The 18468-nt window shown below is 66.5% G+C and carries 16 protein-coding genes; 8 read left to right on the top strand and 8 right to left on the bottom strand.

What is annotated here, in order from left to right; genetic code table 11:
* Positions 1-2 precede the first annotated feature (2 nt).
* Together LCI23_RS19185 and LCI23_RS19180 are read right to left on the bottom strand one after the other, a co-directional pair.
* On the bottom strand, positions 3-1583 hold the full coding sequence (locus tag LCI23_RS19185; RefSeq protein WP_224948057.1) for an alkaline phosphatase: 1581 nt from the start codon (positions 1581-1583) through the stop codon (positions 3-5).
* 2 nt (positions 1584-1585) lie between these two features.
* Complete coding sequence (locus LCI23_RS19180) at positions 1586-2035, bottom strand: acyl-CoA thioesterase (RefSeq protein WP_224948056.1); 450 nt, start codon at positions 2033-2035, stop codon at positions 1586-1588.
* A 62-nt stretch (positions 2036-2097) separates the two neighbouring features.
* Here LCI23_RS19180 and LCI23_RS19175 point away from each other — a divergent pair, with 62 nt between their 5' ends.
* A complete protein-coding gene (locus tag LCI23_RS19175) occupies positions 2098-3945 on the top strand; it encodes an ABC transporter ATP-binding protein/permease (RefSeq protein WP_224948055.1) in 1848 nt (615 codons plus the stop codon).
* A 98-nt stretch (positions 3946-4043) separates the two neighbouring features.
* Here LCI23_RS19175 and LCI23_RS19170 read toward each other — a convergent pair whose 3' ends face one another.
* The 4 genes from LCI23_RS19170 to LCI23_RS19155 all read right to left on the bottom strand — a co-directional run bounded on the left by LCI23_RS19170 (position 4044) and on the right by LCI23_RS19155 (position 9188).
* The gene (locus LCI23_RS19170) at positions 4044-5078 is read right to left on the bottom strand and encodes a type II asparaginase (protein WP_224948069.1); all 1035 of its coding nucleotides are present in this window, start codon (positions 5076-5078) and stop codon (positions 4044-4046) included.
* 104 nt (positions 5079-5182) lie between these two features.
* Complete coding sequence (locus LCI23_RS19165) at positions 5183-6484, bottom strand: amidohydrolase family protein (RefSeq protein ID WP_224948054.1); 1302 nt, start codon at positions 6482-6484, stop codon at positions 5183-5185.
* Between the two features lie 86 nt (positions 6485-6570).
* Positions 6571-7833: a dicarboxylate/amino acid:cation symporter gene (locus tag LCI23_RS19160; RefSeq protein ID WP_224948053.1), complete on the bottom strand. Its 1263-nt coding sequence runs from the start codon at positions 7831-7833 to the stop codon at positions 6571-6573.
* Positions 7834-8126: 293 nt separating this feature from the next.
* Positions 8127-9188: an NF038122 family metalloprotease gene (locus tag LCI23_RS19155; RefSeq protein ID WP_224948052.1), complete on the bottom strand. Its 1062-nt coding sequence runs from the start codon at positions 9186-9188 to the stop codon at positions 8127-8129.
* Between the two features lie 269 nt (positions 9189-9457).
* Between LCI23_RS19155 and pyrC the strand changes: the two genes are divergently transcribed.
* From pyrC to LCI23_RS19130, 5 genes are all read left to right on the top strand, one after another.
* Positions 9458-10507, top strand: coding sequence for a dihydroorotase (gene pyrC, locus LCI23_RS19150; RefSeq protein ID WP_224948051.1), 1050 nt, complete (start codon positions 9458-9460; stop codon positions 10505-10507).
* 6 nt (positions 10508-10513) lie between these two features.
* Positions 10514-11338 (top strand): DUF3025 domain-containing protein, encoded by an 825-nt coding sequence (locus LCI23_RS19145; protein WP_224948050.1) that lies wholly within the window; start codon positions 10514-10516, stop codon positions 11336-11338.
* Positions 11339-11351: 13 nt separating this feature from the next.
* A complete protein-coding gene (locus LCI23_RS19140; protein WP_224948049.1) occupies positions 11352-12341 on the top strand; it encodes a Gfo/Idh/MocA family protein in 990 nt (329 codons plus the stop codon).
* Positions 12342-12430: 89 nt separating this feature from the next.
* Positions 12431-12784 carry a hypothetical protein gene (locus LCI23_RS19135; protein ID WP_224948048.1) on the top strand — a complete coding sequence of 118 codons (354 nt, stop codon included), beginning with the start codon at positions 12431-12433 and terminating at the stop codon, positions 12782-12784.
* 1 nt (position 12785) lies between these two features.
* Positions 12786-13154 carry a glyoxalase superfamily protein gene (locus LCI23_RS19130; RefSeq protein WP_224948047.1) on the top strand — a complete coding sequence of 123 codons (369 nt, stop codon included), beginning with the start codon at positions 12786-12788 and terminating at the stop codon, positions 13152-13154.
* Here the strand turns inward: LCI23_RS19130 and LCI23_RS19125 are convergent, their stop codons facing one another.
* Entirely contained in the window at positions 13155-13778 is a 624-nt protein-coding gene (locus LCI23_RS19125) for a hypothetical protein (protein WP_224948046.1), read from the bottom strand.
* A gap of 185 nt (positions 13779-13963) precedes the next feature.
* Positions 13964-16027 carry an ATP-dependent DNA helicase RecG gene (gene recG, locus LCI23_RS19120; RefSeq protein ID WP_224948045.1) on the bottom strand — a complete coding sequence of 688 codons (2064 nt, stop codon included), beginning with the start codon at positions 16025-16027 and terminating at the stop codon, positions 13964-13966.
* A gap of 116 nt (positions 16028-16143) precedes the next feature.
* Here recG and queA point away from each other — a divergent pair, with 116 nt between their 5' ends.
* Positions 16144-17172: a tRNA preQ1(34) S-adenosylmethionine ribosyltransferase-isomerase QueA gene (gene queA / locus LCI23_RS19115; protein ID WP_224948044.1), complete on the top strand. Its 1029-nt coding sequence runs from the start codon at positions 16144-16146 to the stop codon at positions 17170-17172.
* 18 nt (positions 17173-17190) lie between these two features.
* The gene (gene tgt / locus LCI23_RS19110) at positions 17191-18330 is read left to right on the top strand and encodes a tRNA guanosine(34) transglycosylase Tgt (RefSeq protein WP_224948043.1); all 1140 of its coding nucleotides are present in this window, start codon (positions 17191-17193) and stop codon (positions 18328-18330) included.
* The last annotated feature ends 138 nt before the right edge of the window (positions 18331-18468 follow it).

The following is an 18468-nucleotide window of genomic DNA, read 5'->3' as shown; positions in this document are numbered from 1 at the left end:
ACCTAGCCGAGGCGCACCGCGCCCGCCACGCCGTCGGCCACACGGAACGTCGCCAGTTCCGCGATGGCCGACTTCGCGTTGCGCACATCGTCCAGCCCCATGAAGCGCGTCACGGTCTCGTTCGGCGTCAGCTCCAGCAGCATGTAGCCGCGCCTGTCGCTGCGCCCGTACAGCATGTGCGGGTTGTTCGCCACGTGCGCCTCGGTGCGCGCCTGCGGGCGCGAGTTCGAGGTCACCGAGGTGCCCACGAACTCGGTCGCCACCACCGGATTGCGCTTCGACGGCGGGCGCGAGAAATCCGGCCGCAGCGCATTCGCGTAGAAGCAGTGCACGTCGCCGCCCAGCACCAGCGGATTGCGGGCGCCCTGCCTCGCGATGGTGTCGAGCAGGCGCTTGCGCGCCGCCGGGTAGCCATCCCAGCCATCGGTCCAGAAGCGCCCGTCCTGCGGCGCCAGCACCGGCACGCTGCTCGACTGCGCCATCAGGGTCTGCTGGGCCAGGATATTCCAGCGCGCGCGCGCCGTGGCCAGCCCCGATTCCAGCCAGGCTTCCTGCTCCGGTCCCAGCATGGTGCGGCGCGGATCGCGCAGCGCTGCGCAGGCGCGCGCGAACACGGCGTTCGAGCCGCCCCGGCTGGCGGACCTGGGGCAGGCTTGCGGCGAGCGGTACTGGCGGTCGTCCAGCACGTGCAACCGCGCCAGACGGCCCCAGTCATAGCGCTGGAACAGCGGCACGCTGGCGAAGCCGTCGCGCCTCAGCTGCGGCAGGCGCAGCGGCATGTGCTCGTAAAAGGCCTGGTAGGCGCTCGCGCGGCGCGTGGCGAAGTCCGGGGCCAGGCGCTCGTCGCGCAGGCCGGCATAGTCGTTGCCCACTTCATGATCGTCCCAGGTGACGATCCAAGGCGCCGCGTGGTGGGCGGCCTGCAGGTCCGGGTCGCTCTTGTATTGCGCATAGCGCTTGCGGTAGTCGGCCAGCGTGAACGATTCGTCCGTGCGCGCCACCCGCGCCGGATGGCGCAGGTGGTAGGGGCCCCACTCGTAGATGTAGTCGCCCAGGAAGGCCACCAGGTCGGGCGCGGCCTGGGCGATGTGGCGGTGCGCGGCATAGCTGCCGAATTCCCAGTGCTGGCAGGAGGCGACGGCCAGCTTCAGGCGGGCGGGCAGTTCGTCGCGCGGCGGCGCGGTGCGGGTGCGGCCGACCGGGCTGACGGCGTCGCCCAGCATGAAGCGGTACCAGTACCAGCGGCCGGGCGCCAGGCCGGTCACGTCCACGTGGACGCTGTGCGCCAGATGCGGCGTCGCCACCGCCGTGCCTGTTGCCGCGATGTCGCGGAAGGCTTCGTCGTGCGCGACTTCCCAGCGCACGCGCAGCGCCACCGGCGGCGTCTCTTCGGCCTTGAGCGGATCGGCGAGGATGCGGGTCCAGAGGATGACGGCATCCGGCAGCGGCGAGCCGGAGGCGACGCCAAGGCTGAAGGGGTAGGGGCCCTTGGTGGACGCGGCGCAGGCGCCCAGGCTGGCGCCTGCCAGCGCGCTCGACAGGCGCGCGGCCTCGAGCAGGAACAGCCGGCGCCCGCCCCGCATGCTTACTGGTGCGAGATCAGCGAATCGAGCGGCGGCAGCTGGCGCGGCTTGCGGTCCGGGCCGGTGGCGACATAGGTCAGCTGCGCTTCGGTCACCTTCACCACGTCCGACTGCAGGCGATTACGTTCGGCATAGACTTCGACGCACACCGTAATCGAGGTATTCCCGACCTTGACGATCTCGGCATAGAAGGACAGCAGGTCGCCCACGAACACCGGCTGCTTGAACAGGAAGGAATTCACGGCAATGGTCGCCACGCGGCCATTCGCGCGGCGGGTTGCCGGCAGCGAGCCGGCCACGTCGACCTGGGCCATGATCCAGCCGCCGAACACATCGCCGTATACGTTCGCATCGGATGGCGCGGGCATCACCCGCAGTTCGGGCATCTTGCCCTGCGGCAGGCGGGTCGGCGCGGTCGGAGCGTTCGGGGCGGCATTCTGGGACGTGGTCATCTTGTTTTCTCGGTAAAAGCTACAATCGTCCCGAATTGAACCATAAATCCCCCAGCCCTGCCATGCGACGCACTCCCGCCAGTACCCTACCATTACCGCCCGACGCGAAGGGCGTGCCCCGCAACGACTGGGCCACCCTGCGCACCCTGTTCCCCTACCTGTGGGTATACAAGTGGCGCGTGCTGGCCGCGCTCGGGGCGTTGATCGGCGCCAAGCTGGCCAACGTCGGCGTGCCGCTGGTGCTCAAGCGGCTGATCGACGGGCTCGCGATCGACCCCAAGGATCCGCATGCGCTCCTGGTGCTGCCGCTCGGCGCGCTGGTGGCCTACGGGCTGCTGCGCCTGTCGACCACGCTGTTTACCGAGCTGCGCGAATTCCTGTTCGCGCGCGTGACCCAACGCGCCGTGCGTACGATCGCACTGAAAGTGTTTCGCCACCTGCACGCGCTGTCGCTGCGCTTCCACCTGAACCGCCAGACCGGCGGCATGACGCGCGACATCGAGCGCGGCACGCGTGGCGTGAATTCCCTGATCTCGTATTCGCTGTTCAACGTGCTGCCGACCCTGGTCGAGATCACCCTGGTGCTGGGCTACCTGGTGCTCAACTACGATGCGTGGTTCAGCATCATCACCGTGGTGGCGCTGGCCAGCTACATCGCCTTCACCGTGATCGTGACCGAATGGCGCACCCACTTCCGGCGCACGATGAACGAGCTCGATTCGAAGGCGAACACCAAGGCCATCGATTCGCTGCTCAACTACGAGACCGTGAAGTACTTCGGCAACGAGGAATACGAAGCGAAACGCTACGACCAGGGCCTGCAGAGCTTCGAGAACGCCGCGGTGCGTTCGCAGACCTCGCTGTCCTTCCTGAACACGGGCCAGTCGCTGATCATCGCCACCGCCGTCACCCTGATCCTGTGGCGCGCCACCGAGGGCGTCATCGCGGGCAGCATGACCCTGGGTGACCTGGTCTTGGTGAACTCCTTCATGATCCAGCTGTACATCCCGCTGAACTTCCTGGGCGTGATCTACCGCGAGATCAAGCAGAGCCTGGCCGACATGGAGCGCCTGTTCTCGCTGCTCGACCAGAACCGCGAAGTGGCCGACAGCCCGCATGCCCGGCCTTTGGTGGCGCAGGGCGCGCGGGTCGAGTTTTCACACGTGGAATTCAGCTACGACACCAAGCGCCAGATCCTGTTCGATGTCGATTTCACGATTCCCGCCGGAACCACGACCGCGGTGGTGGGCCACAGCGGCTCGGGCAAGTCGACCCTGTCGCGCCTGCTGTTCCGCTTCTATGATGTGAACGGCGGGGCGATCCGCATCGATGGCCAGGACCTGCGCGACATCACCCAGGGGTCGCTGCGCGCCGCGATCGGCATCGTGCCGCAGGATACGGTGCTGTTCAACGACACGATCGAATACAACATCGCCTATGGCCGGCCGGGGGCCTCGCACGAAGAGATCGTGGCGGCGGCGCGCGCGGCCTCGATCCACGATTTCATCGAGAGCCTGCCGGATGGCTACGCCAGCATGGTGGGCGAGCGCGGCCTGAAGCTGTCGGGCGGCGAGAAACAGCGCGTCGCGATCGCACGCACCCTGCTGAAGAACCCGGCGATCCTGATTTTTGATGAGGCGACGTCGGCGCTGGATTCGAAGTCGGAGCAGGCGATCCAGGCCCAGCTGAAGGAGATCGCGAAGGACCGCACCACCCTGGTCATCGCGCACCGGCTGTCGACCATCGCGGACGCGCAGCAGATCATCGTGCTGGACCATGGGCGCATCGTGGAGCGCGGCACGCACGGGGCCCTGCTCGCGGCGCGCGGGCTGTATGCGCAGATGTGGGAGCGGCAGCTGGCGCGGCCGGATGAGGAGCTGGCGTCGCCGCCGCTGGAGATCGCGAAGTGATGCAGGACGCGGCCGCCGGTTGAACGCGTGGGCGGGCGACCCGCCCACCCTGCGGTAGACCGCTGCTCGTAGGGTGGGCAGCCGTCATCATCCGAAAGTCAGTAGGTATGGAACATCCGCTGGATCTCCCTGGTGCTGCTGGTCCTGGTCAGCGCCAGCATCAGCAGGATACGCGCTTTCTGCGGGCTCAGCGTATCTGCCACCACGAAGTCCAGCTGGTCGTCGTTCGCTTCGCCATTGCGCGCCACGATGCCCTGTCCCACGCGCGCCGCGCGCACGATCACGACCCCCTTTTCGCGCGCCGCGATGAGCGCCGGCCTGGTTTTCGCTGGCAGGCTGCCGTTGCCGACACCCGCATGCACCAGCCCTTTGGCGCCGCTGGCCACCAGCGCCTTCACCGCCACGTCGCCCACGTTGGCATACGCGTAGGCCACGTCCACCTGCGGCAGCACATCCAGCCTCGATACGTCGAACTCGGTGTCCGCCGTGTGCTTGCGCGTGACCTCGCGGTAGAAATAGGGCTTGCCGCCCTGGATGTAGCCGATCATGCCCAGTTCCGTCGTGCGGAAGGTGTCGGCGGTGGTGGTGTTCGACTTGGTGACGTCGCGCGCCGCGTGGATCTGGTCGTTCATCGCGACCAGCACGCCCTTGCCCACGGCAGCCGGCGAGCCGGCCAGGTTGACCGCGTTGTACAGGTTGATCGGACCATCCGCCGACAGCGCGGTGGACGGGCGCATCGAACCGACCAGCACCACCGGCTTGCGGCTCTTGACCACCAGGTTCAGGAAGTAGGCCGTCTCTTCCAGCGTGTCAGTGCCGTGGGTGATGACGATGCCGTCCACGTCCGGCTGGGCCAGCAGCGCGTTCACGCGCTTGGCCAGCACCAGCCAGTGCTCATTGCCCATGTTCTCGCTGGCGATCTGGAACACCTGCTCGCCGCTGATGCTGGCGACCTTGGCGATCTCCGGCACGGCCGCGATCAGCGCCTGCACGCCCACGGTGGCGGCCGTATAGCCGACCGTGGTGGTGCTGGTGGCGCCGGTGCCGGCGATGGTGCCGCCGGTGGCGAGGATGCTTACCCTGGGCAGCCTCGCGGTTTGCGCGTGGACCGCGGCGGTGAACAGGAACAGCATGGCGAACAGCGCCGCCGCAGCGTGCCGGGATTTCTGGAACATCGGACTCTCCTTGAAAAAACAAAGGGCGGCCGCGCATGGCGCGGCCGCCCATGACAGCTGAATTACGGCTTCTTGTAGACCACGCCGTCCTTCATGACGAACTTCACCTGCTCGAGCAGCTTCACGTCGCGCAGCGGATCGCCTTCGACGGCCACGATGTCGGCCGCGAAGCCCGGTTCCACCGAACCGAGGCGCTTGCCCTGGTCGAGCAGGGCAGCCGCGTGCAGGGTGGCCGAACGGATCGCTTCCAGCGGCGCCATGCCGGCTTCGACCATGTAGCCGAATTCCTTGGCGTTCTCGCCGTGCGGGAACACGCCGGCATCGGTGCCAAAGGCGATCTTCACGCCGGCCTTGTGGGCACGCGCGAACGTGGCTTGCAATTGCGGGCCGATCGCGGCGGCCTTCGGGCGCACCAGGGCCGAATAGTAGTTCGGATCCCTGGCCTTGTCGGCCACGTAGCGGCCGGCCGAGATGGTCGGCACGTACCAGTGCCCGGTCTTCTTGAACAGCTGGATCACCTCGTCGTCCATCAGCGTGCCGTGCTCGATCGAATCGACGCCGGCGCGCAGGGCGCGCTTCATGCCTTCGGCGCCGTGGGCGTGGGCCGCCACGCGAAAGCCGTAGTCCTTGGCCGTGCTGACGATGGCCTTCAGCTCGTCCTCGGTGTACTGCGAGTTCTGGCCGTTCGGGGCCTGGCTCAGGACGCCGCCGGTGGCGGTCACCTTGATCAGGTCGGCCCCTTCCTTGTAGCGCTGGCGCACGGCCTGGCGGCCCGCTTCGGGACTGTCGATCACACCCTGTTCCGGACCGGGCGCGCCCAGCTTCTCGCTCAGGAAGTGCGACAGGTTGTTGGTCGGGTCGGCGTGGCCGCCGGTGGTGGCGATCGACTTCCCGGCGGTGAACATGCGCGGGCCCGGCACTTCGCCGGCCGCGATGGCGCGCTTGAGCGAGACGTTCAGGCCGTCGGCCGCGCCCAGGTCGCGCACCGTGGTGAAGCCCGCCATCAGGGTGCGCTGCGCATATTTCACGGAGCGGAAGGCCAGGTCCTGCGGGTCGGCGGTGAGGCGGTCGCGGTAGGCGTCGACCACCGGCGCGGTTTCGCTGGTAAGGTGCACGTGCATGTCGATCAGGCCCGGCAGGCAGGCGTGGCGCGACAGGTCGATCCGCTCGCCGCCCGCGCTAGCCTGCGCCGTCGGGCCGACCGATTGCACGACGCCGTTCTCCACCACGACGCTGACCCGTTCGCGCCAGGCGCCGCTCCTGACGTCCAGCAGGCGGCCGCAGTCGATGGTCTGGGTCGCCGCCTGGGCGCTGCCCATCATGCCGATCGCACCCAGCAGGCCTGCCATGTACAGCTGTTTCATGTCTCGCTCCTCGTTGTTGTCGTTATATGAAAAAGGCCCCCCATCGCTGGAAGGCCTCCGGTGCTGCAATCGTTGCGGTCGCGCTGTCAGCGCAGTGGCGCCACGGCCGGATCCTTGTTCGGCTCGGCCAGGTCGCCTTCCCACTTCGCGACCACGGCGGTGGCGATGCCGTTGCCGATCACGTTGGTGGCCGAACGGGCCATGTCCAGGAAGTGGTCGATGCCCAGCAGGAGCAGCAGGCCGGCTTCCGGGATGTTGAACTGGGCCAGGGTGGCGGCGATGACGACCAGCGAGGCGCGCGGCACGCCGGCCATGCCTTTCGAGGTCAGCATCAAGACCAGCATCATGGTGATCTGGGTCGCCATGTCGAGCTGGATGCCATAGGCCTGGGCGATGAACACGGCCGCGAAGGTGCAGTACATCATCGAGCCGTCCAGGTTGAACGAATAGCCGATCGGCAGCACGAAGGCGGCCAGGCGGTTCTTGACGCCGAAGCGCTCCAGGCCCTCCAGGGTTTTCGGGAAGGCCGCTTCCGACGAGGCGCAGGTGTAGGCCAGGATGGTCGGCTCCTTCAGTTCGGAGATCAGGCGCAGCACGCGGCGGCCAAGGAAGATGCCGCCGATCGCGATCAAGACCACCCATAGCACGATGATCCCGAGGTAGAACTCGGCCATGAAGATGCCGTAAGTCGACAGCACGCCCAGGCCACTCTTGGCGATCACGCCGGCCACCGCCGCGAACACGGCGATCGGCGCGAAGTTCATCACGTAGCCGGTGACCTTCAGCATGATGTGGGCGATGCCATCCACCGCATCGACCAGCGGGGTGGCACGCGCGCCCACGGCCGCTGCCGCGGTGCCGAAGAAGACCGAGAACACGACGATCTGCAGGATCTCGTTCTTGGCCATGCCATCGAAGATCGAGGTCGGGATCAGGTGGCTGATGAAGTCTTTCAAGGTCAGGCTGGACGTGGTGATGCCCGACGAAGCGCCCACCGGCGGCACCGCGCCCGACAGGGCCATTGCGTCGCCCGGACGGAACAGGTTCACCAGGATCAGGCCCAGCGACAGCGAGATGATGGAGGCGATCACGAACCAGCCCAGGGCCTTGACACCGATGCGGCCCACTTCCTTGGCATCGCCCATCTTCGCAATGCCGACCACCAGGGTCGAGAACACGAGCGGCGCGATGATCATCTTGATCAGGCGCAGGAACATGGTCGTGATCAGCGACATCGTGTCCGCAAAACCGGCCGGATCGGCCAGCTTGATATTGGCAAAGTAGCCGACGACGATCCCGAGCACGAGGCCGACCAGGATGTAGGTTGTCAGGCGGTTCTTTTTATCCATAATGCTTCCTGTCTTGTGGACCTGTGCACGACCCGCAACAGGGGGTGGCGCTGTCGCAAATCGCTTGATTGGGTATGCCGCTGGCTGGTAGAGCGTTCCTGGGGAAACGGCCAGATGGTTCTGGTAGGTAAAGCAAGTTCGGAAGTATCCTTGTCGCTAGAAATGCTGTCAAGCATGCTTACATTGGGAGCAACAGTGTACGCAAAGTCCTGGGAAGTGCCTGTTCGCCTGCTGCTTCGGCAAGCAAAACGGCGCCCCGCGGGGCGCCGTCGTGTACTGCCCAAGCGTGCGGATCAGCTCTGCTTGGCCTGCTTGCGGCGGCGTGCGCCGGCCAGGCCCGCTGCGCCGAGGGCGAACAGGGCGATCGATGCCGGTTCCGGCACGGCATTCCAGCCGATCACGTCGAACAGCATGACATCGAGGTCGCTGATGGCCAGCAGTTCGCCACGGGCCGCGGTCGGATCCAGGATGCCGATGTGCATGTTGTCCTTCCAGTGGCTGGCCTGTTGGCCATCGCCGTGGGTGCGGCCGTTCGAGAAGATCGACAGCGAGGTGTTGCAGTTATCCAGCGAGAAGTACTTGGCCCGGTTGTCCGCGGTCCAGTCGATGTCGGTCCCGGCAGCGCGGCTCTCCGGCGAGCAGCGGAACACATCGGCTGGGGAGATGAAGGTGAACTGGAAGTCCTGGAACGCCCCGTTGCGGTTCAGGTCCATGGTGTCGACCCCGCTGATGAAGCCGAGTGCATGGCCGATTTCGTGGGTCGCCACGCCAATGAAGTCGAACGCGCCGGCGGTGATGCCGTCGGTCGGGTCGAAGTCCCAGGCGAATGCGGTGCTGAACGAAATCGAACCGTCGGCCAGCCCGCCCGCCTGCGCATACAGGCCCAGCGCACGCGCATTGGCCAGGGTCAGGCGGATGGTCGAGTTGTTGGCATCGCAGTCATTGTCGACAAAAGGCGTGGCGCTGCCAACGCCATTCGGGTTCACGCCGGTGCCGTTCATGTAGACACTCAGGCAGGGACCGGATGGCAGCTTGGCGACTGCCGCGCGGTCGGCCGCAGTAATGGCGTCTGCCTTGAGCGCGCTACGGAAGGCGTTGTAGCTGACCGTACCCTGGGTCGAGCCAGTGGAGCCGAGAACGCCTGGGTTAAGCTGAGTAAAGCCAATATTGAAGCTGAGCGTCACGTCGTCGCGCAGCACCGCTGCCCAGCGCCGGCCCGCCTCCTGGAAACCAGCCAGTGCACGGGCGTCCATGTCGGCTGCATAGTTATAGTTGATCGTCAACGCCTGGGCAGAACCGGCATAGGCCATGGCCAGCAGGGGGACGATTTTCAGGAGGTTTTTCAGGGTCTTCATTGGTCTCTCTTCCGTTTGCAAAATTGTTATTGTTGGGCGACGTGGCCGCCTAGCTATTGGCGTCCATCAACCTGCACTTTGGTAGAGCAAAATTTGGGCCAGGAAATTAAGCCATTGTTTATCAAGGGAAAATTTTTTCCGAATGCAATGATGCAGCGCACACTGTAAATTTTTCCGGCAGTAAATACACCGTGGTTCTGCCAGTCCTGCACCACGCCCGGCCGCTCCGGTAAAATGCCGCATTCGCCATTCCTCATCCGAGAGCCGCCATGTCTGCCATTGAACTTCCCGACACCATCACCATCACCCGCCCGGACGACTGGCACCTGCACCTGCGCGATGGCGCGGCGCTGGCCAGCGTGCTGCCGCACAGTGCGCGCCAGTTCGCGCGCGCGATCGTGATGCCGAACCTGAAGCCGCCGGTGACCACCACGGCCGCCGCCGCCGCCTACCGCGAGCGCATCCTGGCGGCCCTGCCGGAGGGCATGCCTTTCGAGCCCTTGATGACCCTGTACCTGACCGACAATACCGATCCCGACGAGATCCGCCGCGCGATGGATTCCGGTTTCGTGCACGCGGTGAAGCTGTACCCGGCGGGCGCCACGACCAATTCGGATGCCGGCGTGACCGACCTCAGGAAGTGCTACAAGGCGCTGGAAGCGATGCAGGAAGTGGGCATGCCGCTGCTGGTGCACGGCGAAGTGACCGACAACGACATCGACCTGTTCGACCGCGAGGCCGTGTTCATCGAGCGCGTCATGCGTCCCCTGCGGCGCGACATGCCGGTGCTGAAGGTGGTGTTCGAACACATCACCACCAAGGAAGCGGCCCAGTACGTGGCCGAAGCCGAGGGCCCGATCGCCGCCACCATCACCGCCCACCACCTGCTGTACAACCGCAACGAGATCTTCCGCGGCGGCATCCGCCCGCACTATTACTGCCTGCCGGTGCTCAAACGTGAGGAACACCGCCTGGCGCTGGTGACGGCCGCTACCAGCGGCGACGAGCGCTTCTTCCTTGGCACCGATTCGGCGCCGCACGCGGTGCACACCAAATATGCCGCCTGCGGCTGCGCCGGCTGCTACACCGCGCTGCACGCGATGGAGCTGTATACGGAAGCCTTCGCCCAGGCCGGCGCGCTGGACAAGCTGGAAGCCTTCGCCAGCCTGAACGGCCCGGCCTTCTACGGCCTGCCGGTCAATGAAGGCACGGTCACGCTCAAGCGCGAAGCCTGGACCCTGCCGGAGAGCGTTCCCTTTGGCGAACACCAGCTGGTCCCGCTGAACGCTGGCGAGACCATCGGCTGGAAGATGGTGTAAGGCCGCATGCTGGCGCAGATCGACTGGTCGCGCCCGTGGTACGACACGGTGCGGCCGGCCTACCAGCGCCTGGCGCTGGCGGGCGAGGATTTTCTCGAGGCCTTCAACCGCAGCGCGGATGCGCTCGGCCTGTGCAACCATCGCGGACTGCCGCTGCGCTTCGTGCCGCAGGGAGCGCTGCCCGAGGGCCTGGCCTACGAGGAATTCATCGGCGCCACCGGCCAGGTGCCGACCCGCGACAACCTGCACGATTTCTTCAACGGCCTGGTGTGGCAGACCTTCCCGCTCATCAAGCGCCAACTGAACGCCCTGCAGGCGGCGCAGATCGCCCAGGCCGGCATCGGCAAGTCGCGCGGCGCTGCGCGCGACGCCGCTACCATCTTCGACGAGAACGCCGCATTGCTGCTGGTGCGCGAGAGCGACGCCGCACGCGCGTTGGTCGACGAGCTGCGCGCCCACTGCTGGCGCGCGGCCTTGTTCGACAAGCGCGCCATGTTCGGCGGCGATGTGCAACTCTGGCTGTTCGGCCACGCGCTGATGGAAAAGCTGGTGGCGCCGCGCAAGGCCATCACCGCACACACGCGTGTCATCTTCGTGGGCGATGATGTGCTCTCCCTGCCGTACGAAAAGCGACGCGCCTGGATCGATGCGCACGTGGCGGCGCAGCTGGCCGGCGAGGGCTTGAGCACCTCCGGCTTCACCCCGTTGCCGGTGCTCGGCGTGCCGGGCTGGTGGCCGGGGCAGGACCAGGATTTTTACCTCGACACGACGGTCTTCCGTCCCAAGCGCAGCAAACAAGACAGCACACAGGCCGTCGCCAAGCCAAGCTGAAAGGAATCGCCGTATGGCCAATGCAGTACGCTGGGGTATCCTCGGCACGGGAAAGATCGCGCGCGCCTTCGCCACCGCACTGAAGGACGTGCCGGACGCGCTGCTGGCGGGCGTCGCGTCGCGCAGGCTCGACAAGGCGCAGGCCTTCGCCGGGGAGTTCGGCGCTGCGGCGGCGTATGCTTCCTACCAGGAGCTGGCCGATGCCGCCGGCATCGACCTGGTCTACGTCGCCACCCCGCATCCCCAGCACGCCGACAACGCCCTGATGGCGCTGCGCGCCGGCAAGGGCGTGCTGGTCGAGAAGCCGTTCACGATGAACCTGCGCGAAGCCGAGCAGGTGGTCACGCTGGCGCGTTCGCGCCGCCTGTTCCTGATGGAGGCGATGTGGACGCGCTTCCTGCCGGCCTTCGACGAAGTCCGGCGCATCATCGCTTCCGGCGAGATCGGCACGGTGCGCCAGGTGGTGGCCGACTTCGGCTTCACCGCCAACTTCGGCCCCGAGCACCGCGTCTATAATCCGGAACTCGGCGGCGGCGCGCTGCTCGACCTGGGCATCTATCCGCTGTCGGTCGCCACTGCGCTGCTCGGCCCGGTGGCCGAAATCAAGGCCCAGGCCGAGCTGGGCGCAACCGGCGTCGACGTGCAGACCGGCTTCACGCTCAGGCACGAAGGCGGCGGCCTGTCGGTGTGCAGCTGTTCCTTCCAGGCGCGCACGCCCTGCGAGCTGACGGTATCGGGCACGCGCGGCCACGTGCGCATGAACACCATGTTCCACCGCGCGAAGAGCGTCACCGTCAGCCTGGAGGACGGCAGCACGCGCACCGTCAACACGCCCTTCCTCGGCAACGGCTACGTCCACGAAGCGATCGAAGCGCAACGCTGCTTCCAGGCCGGGCTGCTCGAGAGTCCGGGCATGCGCCTGGAAGAAACGCTGGCGCTGATGGGCGTGATGGACGAGATCCGGCGCCAGGTCGGGCTGGCCTACGACAGCGACCGCCGGTGAGTGCGCCCGGCCCATGCCGTCTGAATTGACAAGCGGGGGCGCCGTGCCAATACTGGGGCGGTATTCGTCACCCTGTTAGCGGAGCTCCCATGCGCATCTTCTCTGTCCTCACCCTGGCCGCCTGCCTGTTTGCTTCCGCCGCCGCCTGGGCCGATCCGGTCCCGGCCGACAAGCTGGCCTATGTCGGCAGCTGGCATGGCAAGGACATGCAGCTGTCGCTCTCGAAAGAGGGCAAGGTGAAATACAAGCGCAACCAGCCGGGCAAGCAGCTCGACCTCAGCCTGGACCTGCTGGGCTTCAACGGGAACAACTTCGACATCGGTGTCGAGATCCTGGGCAGCGCCTCCATGCGCAGCACCTTCGTGGTCAGCAAGCCGCCGCAACGCGAAGGCGGGAAGTGGAAGATGACCGTGGACGGCATCGAATTGACCCGGGACGAGTGAGATGGCACTGGGCGCGATCACCCCCATCCTGCGGATCTTCGACGAAGCCAGGGCCCGCGAATTCTACCTGGGCTTCCTCGGCTTCCGGCTCGACTGGGAGCACCGTTTCGAACCCTGCCTGCCGCTCTACCTGCAGGTGTCGCGCGACGGCTGCATCCTGCACCTGAGCGAACACCACGGCGACTGCTGCCCCGGTGCGGCAATACGCATCGCGGCCAGCGACATTGACACCTACCATGCGGAGCTGACGGCGAAGCAGTACGGCTATGCGCGGCCGGACATCGGCGACACGCCCTGGGGCTCGCGCGAGATGTCGGTGAAAGACCCGTTCGGCAACCGGCTGACCTTCACCAGCGCGATCAGTAGCTGATCAGCGCCCGCCGGCGGCCGCATCCAGCCTGCGGAACAAGTCGCGATGCGTGTCGAGGGTGTACTGCGTCATGTGCCGGCGCGCGTGCTCGATCTCCTTCAGCTCGCGCTGCGCCACCGCCTCGTCGCGGTTGGCGAGCGCCCACAGGGCCAGTTCCACCCGCGCCTCGATGCTGCCGAAGCGTTCCGCCACCGACATGAACTGGGCGCCGGCTTGCTCCTGCTGGCCAGATGCCGCATGGGCGCGGCCCAGCACCAGCCCGACTTGTTCCGGACGGTAGCCCGGCTGCCTTTGCTGTAGCGGCGCCAGCAGCCGGATGGCCTCTGCCGGCTGGCCGTGCGCCACCTTCGCGCGCGCCGCGCCCAGGATCACGCCGGCGTCGCCTGCGAAGGGGCCCTGCAGGCAGGCGTCGTACTGCGCCGTCTGCCCGCTGTCGAGCAGGGCGGCGGCCAGGCGCATCTGGTTGTGCGCGGTCGGTGTCAGGTTGAAGGCGGCCCTGGCCTCGCGCACCTCGCGGTCCGGGTCGCGCTTCTTTTGCAGCGCCTGTCCGGCCAGCCGGGCCTGGCCAAAGTAGACGAGGCTGCCGAGCAGGGGGAAGGAAAACAGGATCAGCAGCCAGAACATCTGCCGCCCTGTGCGCACGGCATGGACGGAGAAGAAGATGGCGACGATCAGGTGGAGTCCGAGTCCGAGTCTGAGTCTGAGTCCGAGGATGGGTATGGCCGTGGGCGGTGTGGGATCGAACCGCCACGATATCGGTTTCCAGGGACTGGTTGAAAAATCGGGGCAGCCGGGGCGGCTGCCGATGTTCAGACCCTCAGGAACTCTTCGCGCCCGCCCAGCCAGCGCGTCAGGTGGGCATCGACGATCGCCATGTAGTCGGGGCGCTCGCTGTTGTCCAGCAGGTACTGCGCCACCTCGCGCGCCTTGTCCACGATCCACTGGTCGGTTTCCAGGTCGGCGAAGCGCAGCATCGCCTCGCCCGACTGGCGCGCGCCCAGGAATTCGCCGGGGCCGCGGATTTCCAGGTCGCGCCGCGCGATCTCGAAACCGTCCGTCGTCTCGCGCATCGTCATCAGGCGCTGCTTGGCCACCTGGCCCAGCGGGCTCTGATAGAGCAGCAGGCACACGCTGGCCGCCGAACCGCGCCCCACGCGGCCACGCAGCTGGTGCAGCTGCGACAGGCCGAAGCGCTCCGCGTGCTCGATCACCATCAGGGAGGCGTTCGGCACGTCGACCCCGACCTCGATCACGGTGGTCGCCACCAGCACGTGGATCCTGCCTTCAATGAAGGCGTCCATGATCACCTGTTTTTCCGCCGGCTTGAGGCGCCCGTGCACCAGGCCCACCACCAGGTCCGGCAGGGCTTCGGCCAGGGTCTCGTAGGTCTCGGTGGCTGTCTGCAGCTGCAGCACCTCGGATTCCTCGATCAGCGGGCAGACCCAGTACACCTGACGGCCTTCCTGCGCGGCCGCATGGACACGCTCGATCACCTCGTCACGCCGGTTCTGGTCGATCGCGCGGGTCACGATCGGGCTGCGGCCCGGCGGCAGCTCGTCGATCACCGACACTTCCAGGTCGGCATAGTAGGTCATGGCCAGGGTGCGCGGGATCGGCGTGGCCGACATCATGAGCTGGTGCGGCACCAGGCCGTCGCTGCCCTTGTTGCGCAAGGTGAGGCGCTGGCCGACGCCGAAGCGGTGCTGCTCGTCGACGATCACCAGGCCCAGGCGCGCGAACTGCACCGTCTCCTGGATCAGGGCGTGGGTGCCGATCACCAGCTTCGCCTCGCCCGACTCGATCAGCTCCTTGGCGGCTTCCTTTTCCTTCTTTTTCAGGCTGCCGGTGAGCCAGGCCACCTTCACGCCGAGCGGTTCCATCCAGGCCGCGATCTTGCGGAAGTGCTGCTCGGCCAGGATCTCGGTGGGCGCCATCAGCGCCGCCTGGTAGCCGCTGTCGATCGCCTGGGCCGCGGCCAGCGCCGACACCACGGTCTTGCCGCTGCCGACGTCGCCCTGCAGCAGGCGCTGCATCGGGTAGCCCTCGCGCAGGTCGGCGCCGATCTCTTTCACCACGCGCTGCTGCGCGCCGGTGAGCCGGAAGGGCAGGGCGGCCAGGAAGGCGGCGGACAGTTCACCCACCGCGCGCAGCTGCGGCGCGCCTTTTTCGCGCCGCGCGCGCTGGGCCCGTTTCAGGGACAGCTGCTGCGCCAGCAGTTCGTCGAACTTCATGCGGGTCCAGGCCGGGTGGCTGCGCTCGGTGAGCGCGTATTCGTCCACGTCCGCCGGCGGGTAGTGCAGCAGGCGCACCGCTGGTTCGAAGTCCCACAGCTGCAGGCGCGAGAGAAAGGCGTTGGGCAGGGTGTCGCGCCAGTCGACCCGCTTCATGGCGTCCGCGATCGCGCGCCGCATGACCGTCTGCGACAGGCCTTCGCCGGCCGGGTACACGGGCGTAAGCGAGGTCGGCAAGGGCGCGCCCTCGTTGATCACCTTGTAGGTCGGGTGGACCATCTCGGCCCCGAGGAAGCCGTGTTTCAGTTCACCCCGGGCGCGTACCCGCACGCCTTCTGCCAGCTGCTTGACCTGGCTGCCGTAGAAGTTCATGAAGCGCAGCTGCAGCTCGCCGGTCTCGTCGGCGATCTGCACCAGGAGCTGGCGCCGCGGCTTGTAGGTGATTTCGTTCCTGAGCACCACGCCCTCGACCTGCCAGGTCTGCAGGCCGCGCAGGCAGGCCTCGCGGATCGCCACTACCCTGGTCTCGTCCTCGTAGCGCATCGGCAGGTGCAGCACCAGGTCCATGTCGGTGCGCAGGCCGAGCCGGGCAAGCCTGGATTCTGTCGTTTTGGGAGCGGATGGAGTCTTTGGAGCGGGCATATTGCGGCATTCAGGCAGATGCTGGCGTAAAATAGAGGGTTCGCCGCACGCATTGCAGCCTCAGGGTTTCTTCTATTGTAAGGCTGCCAGCATCCATTTTCCCAGAATTGACAACAATGTACTCGCTTTCCGATTTCGATTTCGAGCTGCCGCCAGAGCGGATCGCGCAGCTGCCGCTGCTTGAACGCAGCGCCTCGCGTCTTCTGCAGCTCGATGGCGACCAGATCACGGACCGCCACTTTGCGGACATCGCCGACCAGCTCCAGCCGGGCGACCTGCTGGTGATGAACAACACGCGCGTGCTCAAGGCGCGCTTCTTCGGTACCAAGGAAACCGGCGGCCAGGTCGAAGTGCTGGTCGAGCGGGTGCTGGACAAGCGCACGGTGCTGGCGCAGGTGCGCGCATCGAAGTCGCCCAAGCCGGGCAACCGCATCCGCCTGGCCGATGCCTTCGAGGTTACCGTCGGCGAGCGCGCCGGCGAGTTCTTCACGCTGCAGATCGACGCGGGGGGCGACATCTTCGAACTGATCGAAGCCCACGGCCGCCTGCCGCTGCCGCCCTACATCGAGCACAATGCCGACGAGTTCGACGAGCAGCGCTACCAGACCGTGTATTCGAAGGAGCCGGGGGCGGTGGCCGCACCGACCGCCGGCCTGCACTTCGACCAGCCGCTGCTGGACCGCCTGGCGGAAAAAGGGGTCCAGCTCGCCTATGTCACCCTGCACGTGGGCGCCGGCACCTTCCAGCCGGTGCGCGTGGAAGACCTGTCGGCGCACAAGATGCACTCCGAGTGGTACACCATCCCGCAGGAGACGGTCGATGCCGTGCGCGCCGCGAAAGCGGCCGGGCGCGACGTGATCGCGGTCGGCACCACCTCGCTGCGTGCGCTGGAATCGGCGTCGCAGTCGGGTGAACTTGTCGCTGGCAGCGACGACACGACGCTGTTCATCACGCCCGGCTACCGCTTCAAGACGGTGACGCGCCTGATCACCAACTTCCACCTGCCGAAGTCGACCCTCATGATGCTGGTGTCGGCCTTCGCCGGCTACCACGAGATCCGCAAGGCCTACCAGCACGCGATCGCCAACGAATACCGCTTCTTCAGCTATGGCGACGCCATGCTGTTGACCACAAGGTCACGATAAATACGCACGACAAAGAACATGCTCGAATTTACCTTACTCAAAAAAGATACCAGCGGCCTGTCGCATGCGCGCCGCGGCCGCCTCAAGCTCAACCACGGCACCATCGAAACCCCGATCTTCATGCCGGTCGGGACCTATGGCTCGGTCAAGGCGATGGACCCGGTCGAGCTGAAGGAAGTGGGCTCGCAGATCATCCTCGGCAACACCTTCCACCTGTGGCTGCGCCCGGGCACCGCGGTGCTGGACAAGTTCGGCGGCCTGCACGGCTTCATGGGCTGGGATGGTCCGATTCTGACCGACTCGGGTGGCTTCCAGGTGTTCTCGCTGGGTGCGATGCGCAAGATCACGGAAGAGGGCGTGAAATTCGCCTCGCCGATCGACGGCTCGCGCCAGTTCCTGTCGCCAGAGGTGTCGATGCAGATCCAGCGCTCGCTGAACTCGGACATCGTGATGCAGTTCGACGAATGCACCCCGTACGAGATAGACGGGAGACCCGCGACGGCCGAGGAAGCGGCCAAGTCGATGCGCATGTCGCTGCGCTGGGCCCAGCGCTCGATGAACGAGTTCAATCGCGGCGAGAACCCGAATGCGCTGTTCGGCATCGTCCAGGGCGGCATGTACGAGCACCTGCGCGACGAATCCCTTGGCGGGCTGGAAGACATCGACTTCCCGGGCCTGGCCATCGGCGGCCTGTCGGTGGGAGAGCCGAAGGAAGACATGCAGCGCATCCTGGCCCACGTCGGCCCGCGCCTGCCGGAAAACAAGCCGCACTACCTGATGGGCGTGGGCACGCCGGAAGACCTGGTCGAGGGCGTGGCCAACGGCGTCGACATGTTCGACTGCGTGATGCCGACCCGGAACGCGCGCAATGGCTGGCTGTTCACGCGCTTTGGCGACGTCAAGATCAAGAACGCGCGCTACAAGGACGACATGGCGCCACTCGACGAAAGCTGCGACTGCTACTGCTGCAGGAATTTTTCGCGCGCCTACCTGCACCACCTGCACCGCTCGAACGAGATCCTGGGCGCGCGCCTGAATACGATCCATAACCTGCATTTCTACCTGAAGATCATGCAGGAGATGCGTGACGCGATCGATGCCGACAAGTTCAACGAGTTCCGCATCCAGTTCCGCGCGGACCGCTCGCGCGGCGTGTAAGCGGGCACTCACTACCAGCGCCGCCGGCTAGTTGCGCGTTGCTTACGGTGGGCAGGTCCCCTGCCCACGCGTGCAGCCACCCGGCGGTTCTGGCAACGCCTGCCTTGACGATCGCAGGGCAGCCACATCCCAGCGCAT

The organism is Massilia sp. MS-15 (assembly GCF_020176695.1).
Lineage (GTDB): Bacteria > Pseudomonadota > Gammaproteobacteria > Burkholderiales > Burkholderiaceae_D > Telluria > Telluria hydrophila.
Note: the sequence above shows the minus strand (reverse complement) of the source record. Positions and strands in the feature narration are given on the sequence as shown.

Excerpts from the sequence above, each read along its gene's own strand:
- queA (WP_224948044.1), top strand. The coding sequence starts at position 16,144 with ATGTACTCGCTTTCCGATTTCGATTTCGAGCTGCCGCCAGAGCGGATC.
- LCI23_RS19170 (WP_224948069.1), bottom strand. The coding sequence starts at position 5,078 with ATGCTGTTCCTGTTCACCGCCGCGGTCCACGCGCAAACCGCGAGGCTG.
- pyrC (WP_224948051.1), top strand. The coding sequence starts at position 9,458 with ATGTCTGCCATTGAACTTCCCGACACCATCACCATCACCCGCCCGGAC.
- LCI23_RS19185 (WP_224948057.1), bottom strand. The coding sequence starts at position 1,583 with ATGCGGGGCGGGCGCCGGCTGTTCCTGCTCGAGGCCGCGCGCCTGTCG.
- tgt (WP_224948043.1), top strand. The coding sequence starts at position 17,191 with ATGCTCGAATTTACCTTACTCAAAAAAGATACCAGCGGCCTGTCGCAT.
- LCI23_RS19125 (WP_224948046.1), bottom strand. The coding sequence starts at position 13,778 with ATGTTCTGGCTGCTGATCCTGTTTTCCTTCCCCCTGCTCGGCAGCCTC.
- LCI23_RS19145 (WP_224948050.1), top strand. The coding sequence starts at position 10,514 with ATGCTGGCGCAGATCGACTGGTCGCGCCCGTGGTACGACACGGTGCGG.
- LCI23_RS19165 (WP_224948054.1), bottom strand. The coding sequence starts at position 6,484 with ATGAAACAGCTGTACATGGCAGGCCTGCTGGGTGCGATCGGCATGATG.
- LCI23_RS19135 (WP_224948048.1), top strand. The coding sequence starts at position 12,431 with ATGCGCATCTTCTCTGTCCTCACCCTGGCCGCCTGCCTGTTTGCTTCC.
- LCI23_RS19130 (WP_224948047.1), top strand. The coding sequence starts at position 12,786 with ATGGCACTGGGCGCGATCACCCCCATCCTGCGGATCTTCGACGAAGCC.
- LCI23_RS19175 (WP_224948055.1), top strand. The coding sequence starts at position 2,098 with ATGCGACGCACTCCCGCCAGTACCCTACCATTACCGCCCGACGCGAAG.
- LCI23_RS19140 (WP_224948049.1), top strand. The coding sequence starts at position 11,352 with ATGGCCAATGCAGTACGCTGGGGTATCCTCGGCACGGGAAAGATCGCG.
- LCI23_RS19180 (WP_224948056.1), bottom strand. The coding sequence starts at position 2,035 with ATGACCACGTCCCAGAATGCCGCCCCGAACGCTCCGACCGCGCCGACC.
- recG (WP_224948045.1), bottom strand. The coding sequence starts at position 16,027 with ATGCCCGCTCCAAAGACTCCATCCGCTCCCAAAACGACAGAATCCAGG.
- LCI23_RS19160 (WP_224948053.1), bottom strand. The coding sequence starts at position 7,833 with ATGGATAAAAAGAACCGCCTGACAACCTACATCCTGGTCGGCCTCGTG.
- LCI23_RS19155 (WP_224948052.1), bottom strand. The coding sequence starts at position 9,188 with ATGAAGACCCTGAAAAACCTCCTGAAAATCGTCCCCCTGCTGGCCATG.